The 15,091-nt window shown below is 60.3% G+C and carries 10 protein-coding genes and 4 pseudogenes; 8 read left to right on the forward strand and 6 right to left on the reverse strand.

The window, feature by feature from the left end:
* Positions 1 to 127 precede the first annotated feature (127 nt).
* The 4 genes from NG696_RS00375 to NG696_RS00390 form a co-directional block, all read right to left on the reverse strand.
* On the reverse strand, positions 128 to 694 hold the full coding sequence (locus NG696_RS00375; RefSeq protein WP_252564120.1) for a recombinase family protein: 567 nt from the start codon (positions 692 to 694) through the stop codon (positions 128 to 130).
* Positions 695 to 1,049: 355 nt separating this feature from the next.
* The gene (locus NG696_RS00380; RefSeq protein WP_252573510.1) at positions 1,050 to 1,271 is read right to left on the reverse strand and encodes a hypothetical protein; all 222 of its coding nucleotides are present in this window, start codon (positions 1,269 to 1,271) and stop codon (positions 1,050 to 1,052) included.
* 89 nt (positions 1,272 to 1,360) lie between these two features.
* A complete protein-coding gene (locus tag NG696_RS00385) occupies positions 1,361 to 2,578 on the reverse strand; it encodes a PucR family transcriptional regulator (RefSeq protein WP_252573511.1) in 1,218 nt (405 codons plus the stop codon).
* A 73-nt stretch (positions 2,579 to 2,651) separates the two neighbouring features.
* A complete protein-coding gene (locus tag NG696_RS00390; RefSeq protein ID WP_252573512.1) occupies positions 2,652 to 3,833 on the reverse strand; it encodes a mandelate racemase/muconate lactonizing enzyme family protein in 1,182 nt (393 codons plus the stop codon).
* 169 nt (positions 3,834 to 4,002) lie between these two features.
* On the opposite strand from NG696_RS00390, the gene NG696_RS00395 reads away from it, so the two are divergent.
* The 6 genes and pseudogenes from NG696_RS00395 to NG696_RS00415 form a co-directional block, all read left to right on the forward strand.
* Positions 4,003 to 5,259, forward strand: coding sequence for a PucR family transcriptional regulator (locus tag NG696_RS00395; RefSeq protein WP_252573513.1), 1,257 nt, complete (start codon positions 4,003 to 4,005; stop codon positions 5,257 to 5,259).
* Between the two features lie 146 nt (positions 5,260 to 5,405).
* Positions 5,406 to 6,734 (forward strand): aromatic ring-hydroxylating oxygenase subunit alpha, encoded by a 1,329-nt coding sequence (locus NG696_RS00400; protein WP_252573514.1) that lies wholly within the window; start codon positions 5,406 to 5,408, stop codon positions 6,732 to 6,734.
* Between the two features lie 6 nt (positions 6,735 to 6,740).
* Positions 6,741 to 7,814, forward strand: coding sequence for an FAD-binding oxidoreductase (locus NG696_RS00405; RefSeq protein WP_252573515.1), 1,074 nt, complete (start codon positions 6,741 to 6,743; stop codon positions 7,812 to 7,814).
* A gap of 322 nt (positions 7,815 to 8,136) precedes the next feature.
* Positions 8,137 to 8,302 (forward strand): annotated as a pseudogene (locus tag NG696_RS21040) (formaldehyde dehydrogenase, glutathione-independent); the annotation flags it as partial.
* 65 nt (positions 8,303 to 8,367) lie between these two features.
* Positions 8,368 to 9,147, forward strand: a pseudogene (locus NG696_RS00410) (transposase); the annotation flags it as partial.
* A 29-nt stretch (positions 9,148 to 9,176) separates the two neighbouring features.
* Positions 9,177 to 10,073 (forward strand): annotated as a pseudogene (locus tag NG696_RS00415) (alcohol dehydrogenase catalytic domain-containing protein); the annotation flags it as partial.
* Here the strand turns inward: NG696_RS00415 and NG696_RS00420 are convergent.
* Positions 10,042 to 10,465: pseudogene (locus NG696_RS00420) on the reverse strand (transposase); the annotation flags it as partial. The pseudogenes NG696_RS00415 and NG696_RS00420 sit on opposite strands and share 32 nt — an antisense overlap.
* Positions 10,466 to 11,125: 660 nt before the next feature.
* Positions 11,126 to 12,403, reverse strand: coding sequence for a M24 family metallopeptidase (locus tag NG696_RS00425; RefSeq protein ID WP_252573516.1), 1,278 nt, complete (start codon positions 12,401 to 12,403; stop codon positions 11,126 to 11,128).
* 366 nt (positions 12,404 to 12,769) lie between these two features.
* Here NG696_RS00425 and NG696_RS00430 point away from each other — a divergent pair, with 366 nt between their 5' ends.
* Together NG696_RS00430 and NG696_RS00435 are read left to right on the forward strand one after the other, a co-directional pair.
* Positions 12,770 to 14,077, forward strand: a complete 1,308-nt coding sequence (locus NG696_RS00430) for an ISL3 family transposase (protein ID WP_252573517.1) — start codon at positions 12,770 to 12,772, stop codon at positions 14,075 to 14,077.
* 271 nt (positions 14,078 to 14,348) lie between these two features.
* The gene (locus tag NG696_RS00435) at positions 14,349 to 14,498 is read left to right on the forward strand and encodes a hypothetical protein (protein ID WP_252573518.1); all 150 of its coding nucleotides are present in this window, start codon (positions 14,349 to 14,351) and stop codon (positions 14,496 to 14,498) included.
* Positions 14,499 to 15,091: the final 593 nt, after the last annotated feature.

A 15,091-nucleotide genomic window follows, 5' to 3' on the forward strand; every position in this document is an offset into this window, starting at 1 on the left:
ACCATGCCCACGATTCTCCCAGCCGCCCCTACCAGGACATGGTTATTCTGTCGGCGTTTTAAGAATTAGGGCCTGTCATTTCTGACCCACGCACCTAGCAGTAACAGCCGCGCCGGCGGCAAGAGATTCAGTCCAGCTTGGCGTGGCGCAGGTACTGGTAGACGGTCTCCCGGCTGATCCCGTAGTCACGGGCAAGGAGGGCTTTAGGTACACCGCTGCTGGCGCGCTGGACCAGTTCGGCGGCCCGTTCCGGTGTGAGTGTCTTTTTTCGTCCTTTATAGGCGCCGCGCTGCTTGGCCAGAGCGATGCCTTCCCTTTGGCGTTCCCTGATGAGGGAGCGTTCGAATTCGGCGAAGGCGCCCATGACGGAGAGCATGAGGTTGGCCATGGGCGAGTCCTCGCCGGTGAAGACGAGGCCTTCTTTGGCGAACTCCACCCGCACGCCCATGCGGGTTAGGACGTGAACCAGGGCGCGAAGGTCATCGAGGTTGCGTGCGAGCCGGTCCATGCTGTGCACAACCAGGGTGTCCCCGTCACGGGCGAACCGCAGCAGCTCTGTGAGCTGTGGTCTGGCGGTGTCCCTGCCGGAGGCCTTGTCCATGAAGACCCGGTCCAGAACCTGGCCTTCGAGCTGGCGCTTCTCGTTCTGATCCAGAGTGCTCACTCGCACGTATCCGATCCGCTGGCCAGCCACGATTTCCTCCAACCTTCGTTCTGTCAGGATGACTTCTAGGCCCGCTCCAGCTGAAAGTCAAGACCTCCCCAGTCTGTTCTGTCAGGTTGAGTTCTAGGCCCGCCCCAGAAGAACGTCAAGACATACGCGTCCTGTTCGTCAGGTTGGGGTGTGCCCTAACTGGATGAAGTCAGCGCCCGTGATGGAGACCGTTCAGTGGCATGGCACCGTACCAAGCGGGCTTTAGGTTCAGCGGCGAACCGTCGCCCTGTACATGGTCCACGCCGTCGTCCTGGTCGGGGAGGACAAGAGCCGGAGAGCTCCATGTTGGCAACATAGCCGCAGAAGACGTCCAGCAACTGCGCTGGGATGTCGGTCAGGCCGTTGCCGTGGTGACCAGGTCTAGTTCATACGTTTGCCCGTAAGGTACCGTCGGAGAAAGGGCGACGGTGAATTTGCCGTAATGATGTCGGGTGACGAGCACACCACAGGTTTTTTCGACCTTTGCCGCCTGAATAGCGGTTCCCAGCGCTAGCTTCAGCTGGGTTTCCTTGTCGGCAGGGTGCTGGACTAGTAGATCAGCGATGATGGTTGGCATGGTTCTATCCCTTTAATTGGTCGTAAAGACCGGCGTTGTTCACATCAGGGCCGCGGTTGGGGCAGTCCCTTCCCCGGCATCAATAACGGCTACGGGGCGTTGCCCGGATCGAGCAGGCCGGCCAGTTTGGCGAGCAAAAGGCCGGCATGGAGGCTGAGTCGGGTTTCCCCGTCGCCGAGCCGAAGGCCAAGGATTTCCTCGGTCCGACCCAGCCGGTAATACATGGTCCCTCGGTGCATATTCAGTTGCCCGCTGGTTTCTTGAACGTCACCACCGCACTGGAGATAGGTCCACAACGTCATGGGTAACGGACTGCGTTCGTCATCGAAAAGACGGCTCAGCCCGGGGTGCACCATATCGATCCCCTGCAGGGTCCAGGGGATCTCGGCAAACATCCGGATCTTGCCGAGGTCGTCCCAGTCTTTGCAGCCCTCGTGGGGATCGAGGCTTTGGTTAACCCGTGCACAGTACTGGCCGTGCCGGTATGAGGCGGCCAATCCTGCTACTCCGGGCACCGCAGAGCCAAGCCCGATGCCGCCAAATCTTAGGTTGTGACGCGCCCCAACGGATCGGACCACCCGGGCAAGGCCCGGCGCCGTGCGCTTCGTATCGCCCCTGACCGGAGCCAGTGCCACCAGCTCAGGGGTCCACGCGGCCGGAATCAGGGATGTGCCGCCAGAGGTCGCGCCCAGGTCTGACGCAAAGGATTTGAGTGCGTCCGATGTCACCGGACACCCCGTTGAGGCGACAGTTATCCCCTTTGCCACGAGGATTGCGATGGCGCCTCCGGCAGCGATATCGCGTCGGCGAAGCGCCTCCTCGAGGGCTTCCTGGCGGCCCGCGAGGTCTTCCCGCAGAAGTGTCCTGAGAGTGGACTCGTCTGCTTCGGCCCGTTGCTGGGTCTTCTCATCGCGCCGGAACAGGATACGGCCGATTGCCCTTGATGCTCTTGCGACCGCCGCGTCATCGGTTTCGGTGATCGGCGGGTCGGCATCGACCAGCCACACATGGGCCAGGAGCTGGCCATTATGTCGAACCGGATAGACCACTCGGGGCAAAAGGCCAAGGGACTCATTGCCCCGGATGCGCACAGGTTTGTCGGCAGCGTCAAGGTGCCATTGCTTGTAGTAGGCCAGTAACTCCGGGGCAATAGCGCGCGCCAGCAGTGCATCAATTCGCGCCTTATCGACAGCCCCGTAATGGGTGCTGACCGCTAGGGGGACGAAGCCGGCTGGTGCTTCAATGTAGGCTGACCGACCCAGCTCTGCGGCCAGAGCCTCGGCCGCGGCCTGTAGTTCGTCTTGCATTTGTGGAACCTCGATTGTGAAGCTGCCGTTCTGGCCGGTCGTCCCAGCCTCACAAGATTACTCCAACCATGACCTAGTAGCGGGGGAGCCGGTGGTACTTGCCGTCGGCTTGCCTGGACATGGATGCCAGTGGGCCGTTCGTGAGGTAGTGCTGGTGGCATTCGGCGAGCCTGTCAGGATCGATGTTAATTCCGAGGCCCGGTCCCTCGGGAACGGGGAGCACATTGTTCTTGGGCCGCAGGGGTCCGCCTTCGATGACGTCCATCGTCTGCCAGCGCATGAGTGACTGGTGCGGAAGCCGCACCGAGGGGAGGGCAGCCGTCATGTGGATGTAGGCGGTGGTCATGATGCCGGAATCACCGCTGTAGAACCAGAAATCTCGGCCCATTATGTCGCAGGCATGCGCAAATCGGAGGGTGCCGCCGATGCCACCGAGTACCGCAATGTTGGCGACGAACGCGTCCGGCGCACCGAACGCTACGGCGTGAGATAGGTCCAGTTCGTGGGTGGAGAACGGGATCGACGTGTGCTTGCGCAGCCGCGCCATGCTGTCGAAGCCGATGACCGGGTCTTCGATGTTGGCGATGTTGAGCGGCTCGAGCTCACGCAGCACCTGCCGCGCGGTCGAGAGGGACCATCCATAGTTCGCATCGAGACGGATGGTGGCCTCGTCGCCCAGGGCTTCGCGCAGGGCGGTGATCATCCGGATGTCTGTTGCGGTGTCGAGGAAACCCACCTTGCCCTCGAAGATCGTGGAGCCGTTCTCCTCGCGCTGACGAAGGCAGTACTCGACGACATCTTCGACACTGCCTACGCCTCGGCCGCCAGAGGACGGCTCCAAGTAGGTAAAGTACTCGGAAAACTCGACAGAATCATGCACGGCTCCGCCCAGTAGCTGGACCAAGGGCACGCCGAGTGCCTTGGCCTTTATATCCCAGAGGGCGATTTCGAGGCCGCCGAAGGCGCGGGTGAGACTGTCATCATTCAGATTGCGCGCCGACTGCCATTCCGGCAGACACATCCGCTCGCATGCGGCGAGGTCGTACGGGTCGGCGCCGAGCAGACGCGGGGCAATGACGTCGTCGATTAGCCGTGCGTGCTCGTGGGACGGGGCCTCACCGAGCCCGACGATACCTTCGTCCGTGAAAACTTCAATGATCGTCTTTGCGAATCCCCGGTTAATGCCTACCGACCATAGGTATCCGGGTTCGAGTGGGATGTTGACCGGGGTTGCCTTGATTTCAGTGATTTTCATTGTGGCCTCCTTCATTGAATTTTGTTGCCATGACGAGGATGCCCGTTGAGCGCCCCACCTGCATCAGAACGTCGTCGGAAATTCCCCGGTATTCTTTGGAAAATGTTCCAATAGGACCTACTGTCAGCAAGTCGTGTAAATCGTCCGATCAAGTTAGTGGAGGTGAGCGATGGGCCTTCAAAACTCGGAGCCGCGACGGGCTGGTGGTCGACCGGTGTTGGGCGGTGAGCTGCAGCAATTGGTTGATGCATGGGCTGCCCGCCTCTGGCGGTCCATCGCCATCGATGACATGGATCTGCGCCTTCTTGCGGCAAGCCGCCACTATGGCGACGAAGACCCGGCAAGGATCCGCGCCGTGCTTGGTCGCGGGCTGGACAACGAAACCGCGGATTACCTGGCGGCCAGCGGGCTTCGATTCTGTGAGGAACCGGGCTGGGTTACTGGGGTGCCCGAATTAGGGTTGAAAACGCGCCTATTCGTCCCCATCCGCTGTAATGGCGTCACCCTGGGACAGCTGTGTCTGATTGACCCGGAACGCTCACTGGATAGGGAAACCATCGCATTGGCCAAGCAGGCCGCCGACGAGGCCGGGCTGGTCCTGTACCGGCGATTGGTCCTGCATGAGTGGAAACGAAAGCGGGATGAAGGCGTCCTGCGCGACCTATTCGCTGCGGACGTCTTGGCACGGCAGCGTGCAATCCGGGAAATCAACGAAAGCGGCCTTCTGGCCGCTGCCCAGCATGTGATTGTCCTGGCAATACGGCCCAAAGACACCACTGGGGAGGTCCTGTCGGCAGGTAACGCCATCGCTTCGGCTTTGGACAGAACCGTCCGGACCGAAAGGCCGTCCACCACGCTGACCATGACGTCCGGTCACCAGGGGATTTTACTGGTCACCACCGCCCTTCCGTCAGAGATCGTTCTCGAACGTTTGTCAGCCACGCTCGTCAAGGAACTCCCTTCACACCGGCAATTCATCGTTGGCGTGAGCAGCGTCATGGCCGGGCTGGCGCAAGCTCACACGGCCTTCGACCAAGCATTGATAACCGCCCGTGCCGCCGTATTTCTGCCCTCAATGGGCAATGTGGTCCGATGGGACGATCTAGGAATCTATGCCGTACTCATGCGGCTTCCCGCGGAGGAACTCAACAACCAGGTCAGCCCACCGGCTGTGATCAGACTCATTCAGCATGGAAATGCCGGCGACTTGGCACACACCGCCGAAACCTTCCTCGACTGCGCCGGCGACACCGGGCGGGCAGCCAAGATGTTGCATGTGCACCGTTCCACGCTCTACTACCGACTTGAAAGAATAGAGAAGGTCACTGGACTCGACCTGAGCAACGGCGGTGACCGTCTCATCCTGCACCTGGGACTGAAAGCTCAGCGCCTAGTCGCAGGCTCACCACTAAGCTCCACTCACTGAACGGTGGCCCTTGGCTCTAGCTGCAAGGGGTTCGAAGGATATTACTGGTCCTTTAGGCAAATGTTCAGAAGACCTTTGAAAAGTCACGACGGCGGTCTAGAGATATGGGCTTGCGCGCTCCGTATTGTCTTGATCACAAGGATTTTGTGGCGCAAAGCAGCGCTATCAGGCCAGAGGAATTGGAGTCTCTAATGTCCGTTTGCCTTAACAGTTCGTCCATCCGCTGGGATGCCGTCAACGACTTGGTAAAGCGCCGTGAGCAGGGTTTCAGCCTTGAGGCTGGCTTCTATGCGAGTGAAGACGTATTTGCTGCGGATGTCGAGTTGATTTTCGGACGGCACTGGGTTTTCGCCGCCACAGAAGGCGAAATTCCCGAAGCTGGTGACTTCGTAACGGTGAACGTCGGCCCCTACTCGATCGTGATCATTCGGGATGACGACGACGCCATCAATGCTTTCCACAACGTATGCCGCCACCGTGGCTCCAGAATCCTCGACGAGACTAGGGGATCAGTCGGCAACCTCGTCTGCCCGTACCACAGCTGGACCTACAACACCGCCGGTTCCCTGCTCTACGCCGAATCCCAAAACGCCGACTTTGACCGGTCCCACTTCGGCCTGAAAAAGGTAAACCTGAAAAATGTGGCCGGGTTGCTGTTCATCTGCCTCTCCCAGGAACCACCGGCCGACATGGACGAGGTGGCCTCCGTAATCGAGCCCTACGTCGCCCCCCACTGCCTGCCGCGGAGCAAGGTCGCTGCCCAAGTTGACATCATCGAGAACGGCAACTGGAAGCTCGTCATGGAAAACAACCGCGAGTGTTACCACTGCGGCGTCCATCACGAACTGGCGAACTCGCTGTTCCCGATCTATGGCTATGTTGAGGGCTACATCAGCCCGCGCCTGCAGCCCGTCTTCGAGCGTTACACTGATGCACAGTCGGCCATGCGTCAGCAGTGCTCGGTCATAGACATTCCTCACGAGGCCGTCGAGGAGCTCGACACCCGCATTACGGGATTCCGTATCGAGCGCGAGCCGATCGACAACGCGGGCGAGTCCATGACCATGGACGGACGCGCTGCCTCCGCGAGGCTGATGGGCGGTTTTGAAACGGCCCGCCTGGGACGACTCGGCCTCCACCTGCAGCCGAACGCCTGGTTCCACTTCATGAGCGACCATGCCGTAACCTTCTCAGCGCTGCCGCTCGGCCCGAACAAGACCTTGGTTCGCACCACATGGCTGGTCGACCAGGACGCCGTCGAAGGCGAAGACTACGACGTCGAGCAGCTGAAGTTCGTCTGGGAACAGACCAATAACCAGGACCGCGAACTGGTCGAACGCACCCAGCTCGGTGTTGAAAGCCCCGCCTACCGGCCCGGCCCGTACTCGGCGCCGGAGTACCAGGTCGAAGCATTCTGCAACTGGTACGTATCCCGCCTCTCCGAACAACTCCCTTACTTAACCAATCAGGGCTGATAAAAAATGACTGCAACTCTCACGCGTGGAACAGCCGAAATCGACTCCGCTTCCAATGAAGTGAACATGGTTTGCCGGCAGGTCCGCTGGGTTAGCCAGGACGTGCGCACCTTCGTTTTCGAAGCCGAGGACTCTACCGTCCCGGACTTCGGGGCCGGACAGTTCCTCACTTGGTTCTTCGACATCAACGGAAAGATCGTCAGCCGCTGCTATAGCATCAGCTCCCCGCCCACCCGCGGAGCGCGCGTGAGCATCACGGTAAAGCGCATACCCAACGGCGTGGTTTCCAACTGGCTGCACGACACCATGACCCCGGGAATGACCGTCCTGGCCATGGGACCTGGGGGATCCTTCTGCCTCGAGTCGGTGCTGGCCAAGCGGCTCTTCCTCGCAGGGGGCAGCGGCATCACTCCGTTTATGTCGATGCTGCGCACTATGCATGACTTGGGCGCGGACGACGACGTTGTTTTCGTTCAGAACGCCCGCAGCCCGAAGGATTTATTGTTCACCGAAGAGCTGACCACCATTGCGCGCGACCTGCCCAACGTCCGGGTGATCAACCTGTGCGATGAGGAGGCACCCGGGTGGCCATGGCACGGTGCGGTCGGACGCCTCACCGCCCAAAGCTTGGAGGCCCACGTCCCTGACATCGCCGAACGTCTCGTCTACTGCTGTGGACCCAAACCCTACATGACGGCCATGCGGAAGGCGGCCATCGCTCTAGGCGTCCCAGAACACGCCTACTTTGAGGAAAGCTTCTCCTTGCCGGAAGCCACTTCGCCGGTTCCGCCAGCAAGTAAGGGCCGAGCAGCAACCGCCGGATTCAAAGTCGAGTTCCGTAAAATCGGCAAGTGCATCGAATGCCGACCGGACGAACCGGTACTGCGGGCAGCCTTCAGGGCTGGCCTGAATCCGCCCTCCTCCTGCATGGAGGGTATGTGCGGCACCTGTAAAGTCCAGGTCATCGAGGGCGAGGTGGAAATGCTGCACACCGGAGGCATCCGTCCGCGGGAAATCGAAGACAACAAAATCCTGCTCTGCTGCTCGACACCCAAGTCGGACCTAATAATCGACGCTTAAACAATCCAGCAGCTCAACCCTGTGACGTGGATATAAGAAATGGCTTATGCCGCTGCCTGCTCATCACTGCTGGAGACCCACTGTGGGACAGTTCGTCGAAATCCGGCAAGGAAACACAACCATGACGCACGGGTACATGGTCGCCTTCACTCCCGACGATCCCATTCTTTGGTTTGCCCCTGCTTCCCCCGGAACCGGTAAATGATCGACCGCTCGGGTGTGCGTAGAACGCCCGTGGGAGAGCCATCCCTCAAGCGTGCGGGCGCTGACACGGCCGAATGCCCGCAGGACTACTCAAAACACTTACTGATAGGACGAATCATTGTCAGGAAACAGGGGGCTGTTGCCTACAAGTAAGCCCGCGTAGTCGAAGTCATCAACGCCGCGTACCCGACGTCGGAACCCAAAGATGGCCCGGGCGTCAACTGCGGACCGTGACAACCAACATCTGTGGTTCGGATCAGCACATGGTCCGCGGCCGCATCACCCCCGTTACCTTTTTCGCAGCCCGTTCCTGTGCAGGAAGAGGGTGTGCTGGCCTGCCGGCCCCGGCGGCTTCGACGACGACCTGACCAAACAGGCCACCGCGACATCGAACCGGATCAGAGACCTGCTGACCCAGATCCATCCGGCACTGGAGCGTGTCCTTGGCCCGCGTCTGTACCACCCGGCAGTGTTGGATCTGCTACGGACCTGGCCGACCCCCGAAGCGCTCCGCCATGCCGGCGGGCGCAGGATCGGGAACAGGCTCAAGAAGCTCGCGCCGAGGATGGGTGAACGCCTTGCCGGCGAGATCATCGGCGCCCTGGACCAGCAAACGGTGACAGTGGTCGGGACGAACGCTGCGACCATCGTGCTGCCCCAGCTGGCGCGGATGATCGCCGATATCCGCGAATCGCGGGACACCGTTTTCGCCCAGGTTGAAGCCCTCGTGGAGGCCCACCCTCTTCACCCGGTCCTGACGTCTCTCCCGGCGGTCGGCGTCAGGACCGGGTGCACGGATCCTCACCGAGATCGTCGGGAAAGACTTCGCCTCCGCAGGGCACCTGGCTTCCTACGCAGGTCTGGCCCCGGTGACTTGGCGATCCGGGTCTTCCATCCGCGGTGACCACCCATCCCGGAAGGGAAACAAGATCCTCAAAAGAGCCCTGTTCATCTCCGCCTTCGCGGCTTTGAAGGATCCGCTGTCGAGGGCCTACGACGACCGGAAACGAGCCGAAGGAAAACGCCACAATCAGGCTCTCATCGTTCTCGCCCGCCGCCGCTGCGACACCCTCTACGCCATGCTCGGGACGGCACCTTCTACGAACCCCGGCTACCCTCAGCCGCTTGACGAAAATCATAGAGGGCACCCGTTACCGCGACTTGGTCCTAGGCCGTGAGATCACCGTCGAAGTCGTGGAAGTCCGCTCGGACATTGAATTCCTCAGGGTCAGCGACATAGTCTCCGTACCGTTCAATATTTCGTGCGGCCGCTGCCGCAAACTGCCAGGAACGCAACTTTGGAATCTGTCTCACCGTCAACCCGGATCTTCCCGGCAGCGCCTACGGATACGTGGGTATGGGCGGCTGGGTCGGAGGCTATGCCGAATACGTGCTGGTGCCTTACGCGGGCTGGAACCTGCTTCGGTTCCATCGCCGGGATATGCGCTGGAACCGATCTTGGACCTGACTATGCTCCCCGACATCTCCCCACCGGCTTCCACGGTGCAGTTACAGTACGTGTCGATGTTGGTTCCACTGTTTACATCGCCCGGCGCCCGGCCCGTGGTTCTGACCGCAGCCATGGTTGAACAGCTGTTCGGCGTTGTCGGAGACATGAACGAGTCGACTGGCAGAGGCCGGCTCCTTCGGCTGCGGAACCGTGCATGTGTCCAAGGCGACCCCAAGGACCAGATCGATCTAGTCCTTGGCGTGCCTGAAGTGGACTGCGGCATAGACGGCGTCGGCTGAGCCCGGGGCCGTAGACGAGGCCGCAAAGCATGGCTCCCTCTCGCTGTCCCTGGGCATCGGCTGGGCCAAGTCGCTGTCTTTCATGACCGGCCAGTGCCGGTCATGAAAGACAACCGCCAGCCCATGATGGCGATCCTGCATGAAAAAGCCTTCATCGCCAAGGACATCTAGTTCGATGACACCCCCGGCGGCTACTCGGAGTTTGATGCCGGGGCTGCAACCAAGTACTTTCTTGACCCGATCGGTTACATCCAGTCCGGTTACCAAAACAGGCTCATCGCATTTGAGGGTGTAATCGGGGCCTGAATCCGCCGGCCTGAAGCAGCGATCGGGCGATGTAGTTGGCAAGGGTCCGGGCGCCGAGGGCGGAGCCGCGGAGGTGTTCGAGCCGGCCGCTGAGTGCTTTCGTGGGACAGTTGCTGGTGCCGGGGCGGTGGAAGTATACGAGCACGTCCCCTGCACGGCATTTCAGCGTCCGACCGAGCGTAATGCCCTCGTCAGCGCAGCGGGGACGCCGGCACTGATCGCGCCGATCAGTGCTTGCATGAGCTGTTTCCCTTGGGTGCCGTAGGACTCGCGGTAGGCGGCGATGACGCGCCGGGAGGTGCCCCAGTCGCTTCGACTTCGGCGTGGTCGTCCGCAACGAACAGGGACTCCAGCCTGTCGTTCTGCTTGTCGATAAGAAGCTCATGGCCGCTGTCTCCCGGATTCCGGCCCGGGCCGGCATATCGCGGCTGGGATTGGCGTCAAGCACATCCAGATCAAACGCCGGCCATCCCTGGCAGAACGGGAAGCCACACGATTCAACCTCGCCTGCAGGAAGGCGGGTATATCGGCGACCTTCACCTCCAACCGAACGCGCAGCGATGCTCTGCAACCTTGGCTACACTTCTGCAACGACCACCGGCCACGCGGCAGCTTCGGAGGCAAAACACCCATCAGCAGGTGCAACCAACCTACGGCTGAGTACATCTAGTCGCCCGCGAGTCCAACACTCCCGGGTACAAGGCTGTCGCGATCCGCTTCGAAAAGAAGGGGGCCCAGACTGAACAAGTTCCGCCGTCTGGTGACTGGTACGAGACGGATTCTTTGCAAGGCCGGTCATAACAGGACGGGCAAGAAACTTGTCAACGCAAGGGCTTAGCAGGGCGATGCCCGGGGATACGCGGGCTTTCAACCGTGCATCCCAGGGCGTCGGTTCATTCTGTGCCGATTTTGCTTATTCTGTCTTTGCCTGGACCGTCCTGCTCTGCTCTGGCCTTGAGCAGTGCCGACGCTTCGCTCAGACTAGGGAGGCCTTTGGCCACCCTGACGATGCACCTCTCCTGGGCACCTATCGTTGGGGGAGGAAACATCGCTCACAGGACCAAGGGACCTCGCACCTCAACAAACGGGAACGTATCGAGCCGGGTGGCTCCTGTGGGGCCGATTACCACCTGTGTCTCCAGCTTGACGCATTCCCGACCCCCCTCCTCCCCGATGAGCGCCTCGGCGCACACCACCATGTTTTCTTCGAAAATTCCGTCATAGCCTGGGTCAAAGTCCGGGTGCGGCGGGATGTTTGGGTATTCGTCGGCCAGACCTATGCCGTGAATTGCCGCGGAATACCGGTTTGCGACGTACTTATCCGGGAGTTTCCAGGAGAGGTCGTTGAATTCACTGAAACTGAGTCCCGGCTTCAGGATGGAGACGTTGTGCTCTATCTGCTCCAGGGCTACCGAATAGAGCTCCTGCTGCTGCCCGTCCATTGGTACGTGCCCAATGGTCCACGATCTGGAGAGATCGGCGCAATAACCGTAGGGTCCGATCATGTCGGTGTCGAAGGCCAGCATGTCCCCTTCTTGGCAGACGTAATCTGAGCATTCGCTCCACCACGGATTTGTTCGGGGGCCGGCAGTGCAGAGGCGGGTCTCTATCCACTCTCCTCCCCAACGGATGTTTTCGAAGTGCAGCTCTGCCCATATTTCCTGTTCTGTCTTTCCTGGGACTGACGCTTCGTACATCCGCCTCATGCCCGACTCGGCGACTTTGATCGTCCAATCCATGATCTGCAGCTCAGCGTCGTTTTTGATGCAGCGGGCAAGTTCAACCACCCGTTGGCCCTCGATGGGATTGATGCCACGTGCCCTCAATGCATCCAGGCCCATCGGGTCAATCTTGTCCACCGCGACCCGTGAGCGGGAGGCACCGTGCTCGCGCAACAGGTCGACGATCTCATCGCCCCATTTAGAGGCCCGCTCGGGCCCGGTGCCGCCTGCTGCGAAGAAGAACCAACTGATCGACTGCCGGACTTCATTAACTGTTTCAAGCCGGCTCGAAAGGTGCTCCGAGTTAGGAAACGCAAAATCCACGGCGTAGCCGTCCGCAAATACCAGTGCGTAATGGAACTGGTTGTGGAGCGCCCACACGTTCATGTTGGATGAGTCGAGTGCGTAGCGAATATTGACCGGATCGAATAGGAGGATAGCGTCACAGTCGTGCTGCTTTAGGCTCTGTATTAATCTGGACTTGCGCCACGCTCTGGCAGTTTTGACTGTCTGCTCGTTAATCGGGTTTTTAAGCTCTGCATTGGAACTCGCGTAGTTGACATATTCGCGCTTTCGCTGATCCTTGAAGTAGTCCACTTGGTTCGTCAAACTCCGTTGTTTATTGCTGCTTAGGATGATGGTATGCGTTCATCCCGTGCGAAGTGGTTCGCTGGGGGAAGGAAGTCCTGTCATCAAGACCATATGTCTCCGTCCTGAACCAATCTTTAGACGGGTGTAGCAACTTTCTAATAATTCTTTGAACACAGGCGCAAGTCCCGCTGATTTGCGCCGGTCTGGAGTGTACGGCACTGCCCCTGGTGGACGGGCCCTTCGCAGATGAGCGTGGTTAGGGCAGCTGAAACTTCCGCCGCAGCGGAGTCCGCTTTCGGCGCGGCGTGGTGCGGAGAGAAAGAGGTCAGGGCCTCTTTGAATTGGTAGCGACCAAGCAAACCAATACTCAAAAGAGACCCTGACATGAATAACTCTATGTCTTGTCCCGATGGCCGCTGGTGCACGCGCGCTGATGCGCTGCTCGGTGTCGAGGGCATCCACGTCAGCTCCGTCACGGCCACCACGACAGGCCTGCTTCTTGGCGTCGAGACCGGCGAGGAAGTGGCAGGTTGTCCGGAGTGCGGCGTTGTCGCGGTTGGCCACGGACGCCGCCAGGTGCGCCTTCATGACATCCCTTGTTTCGGCAGGCCGGTGCGGCTGCTGTGGGCCAAACGCGTCTGGCGCTGCCCTGACGCGGACTGCCCGAGGACCACGTTTACCGAGGAACACCCGCTGGCCGGGCCACGGGCGAAACTCACCGCCCGGGCCGTTGGGTGGGCGACCGACGCGTTGCAGTGTTTCGACACTTCGGTCTCCGCGCTGGCTCACCAGCTCGGCGTCTCCTGGCACACGGCCTGGCACGCCATCAAGGCAGAGGCCACCCGGCGCATCGGAACCACCGGCCGGCTGGCCGGCGTGAATGCGCTTGGCGTCGATGAGCACGTCTGGTCCCACACGGGCCCGCCCGGATCCGGCATGGTCACGGGGATCGTGGACCACACCCGCGACGCCCACGGCGTGGTCCACGCACGGTTGCTGGACCTCGTCCCGGGCCGATCCGGGAAGGCCTACGCCGACTGGCTCAAAGACCGCGGCACCGGGTTCACCGCCGGCATCAAGACAGCGGCGCTGGATCCCTTCCGCGGCTACGCCAACGCGATCCGCGACGAACTACCCGAAGCCATCACGGTCCTGGACGCCTTCCACGTCGTGAAGCTCGGCTCAGCCATGGTCGACGAAGTCCGCCGCCGGGTCCAGCAGGACACTCTCGGGCACCGCGGCCGCAAAGGAGACCCGCTCTACGGCATCCGCAGGACCCTGCAGATCGGAGCCGAACATCTCTCCGACAAGCAATCCGCACGGCTCGATGCGAAACTCACTGCCGGAGACCCCGACCACGAAGTCACCCTCGCATGGCAGTGCTACCAGAAGCGCCGCAACATCTACCACACCCGGCCAGAGCGCGGCAGGGAACTCGTCAACGAAGTCATTGCGTCATTCCCGACCTGCCCGATCCCGGAAGTCGCCCGCCTCGGCCGGACCCTCAAACAATGGAAGACGGCGATCCTGGCCTACTTCGACACCAACGGCGCCTCCAACGGACCCACAGAAGCAATCAACGGCGTCATCGAAACCACACGCCGAATCACCAGAGGCTTCCGCAACTTCACCAACTACCGACTCAGATGCCTACTCGCCGCCGGCGGACACCGGCCCTACCGGATCAAATAAACCAACCATGCCTAAATGCGAAGGGCCCCTTTGCCGGCAGACGTCGGTCGCCGGCCAGGATCGACGCTTAAATCTGTTCCAAGCTGCCTGTTTCGCTCCTAAGGACGTTCCATGCCGCCGTCACCAAAACTATGCCTTCCTTCACCGGAATCTAATCATTTGTTCAATCGGGCTCGACGTAGTCGCGACACCCGTCTAAAGCTTGGTGCTTCGTGGGCTCTTAGGCTCTAAATCAACCCCAAAAGCGATGACATTAAAGGAGTTGAACTCTATGGCAACGATGAGATGCAGCGGGGACGGCAATATGGTGGTCCATGTGCACCGGTCCGCTGAAGCTGGCTACGAGGTGCACGACCTCGACCTCGACAAAGCAAATCTGGGGGTGCGAACGTTGGGGATGCTCTTATCGGCCGAACGTTAGCTGCGCCCAAACCAAGGCGCATCGCCGCTGCTGCCTTAAAAGGACAGCGGCTGCTTTCGTGCTTGGGCCAGACCCGAGAAACTCATGAGAATCAGCTATCACGCGTTCATGGCCGCTCCCAATACCAAGGCCGGCCAGTACATCGTGATGCTCAAAGGCATCAGAATTTATTACCCCTTCAACTTTCAGCAAGGAACGATGCCGGTTGGATGACGCATTTGCAGTGCCAGTCATGCCCGGATTCCCCTGAGATTCCGCCTATTCGGTAATTTTCTTGCTGTTGGAAAAATGCGAACGAGATATTGGGAACCAGGGCGCACAGGGAGGCGGAGGCCAGCTCACCAGCCACCCTTGATTTAGCTTCTGCTGCCAGCTCAACACGAACATCTTTTCGCCCTCGGAAACTTTTTCAGATGACTATTGTTGTTTCGGACGATTATTCGTGCGATACAACAAATAGATCGTCACGGAAAGCAATTACAAAGGAGTAACCCTGATGGGTAGCTTGATCGATCCCTCTCAGTCCCGCCACTTTTCCCGCCGAAGCATGCTCGTTGGTTCGGCCTTCGCGTTGCTGACACCGGTGGTCCTGG

It is taken from the genome of Pseudarthrobacter cellobiosi (assembly GCF_023913755.1).
In the GTDB taxonomy this organism is placed as follows: Bacteria; Actinomycetota; Actinomycetes; order Actinomycetales; family Micrococcaceae; genus Arthrobacter; species Arthrobacter cellobiosi.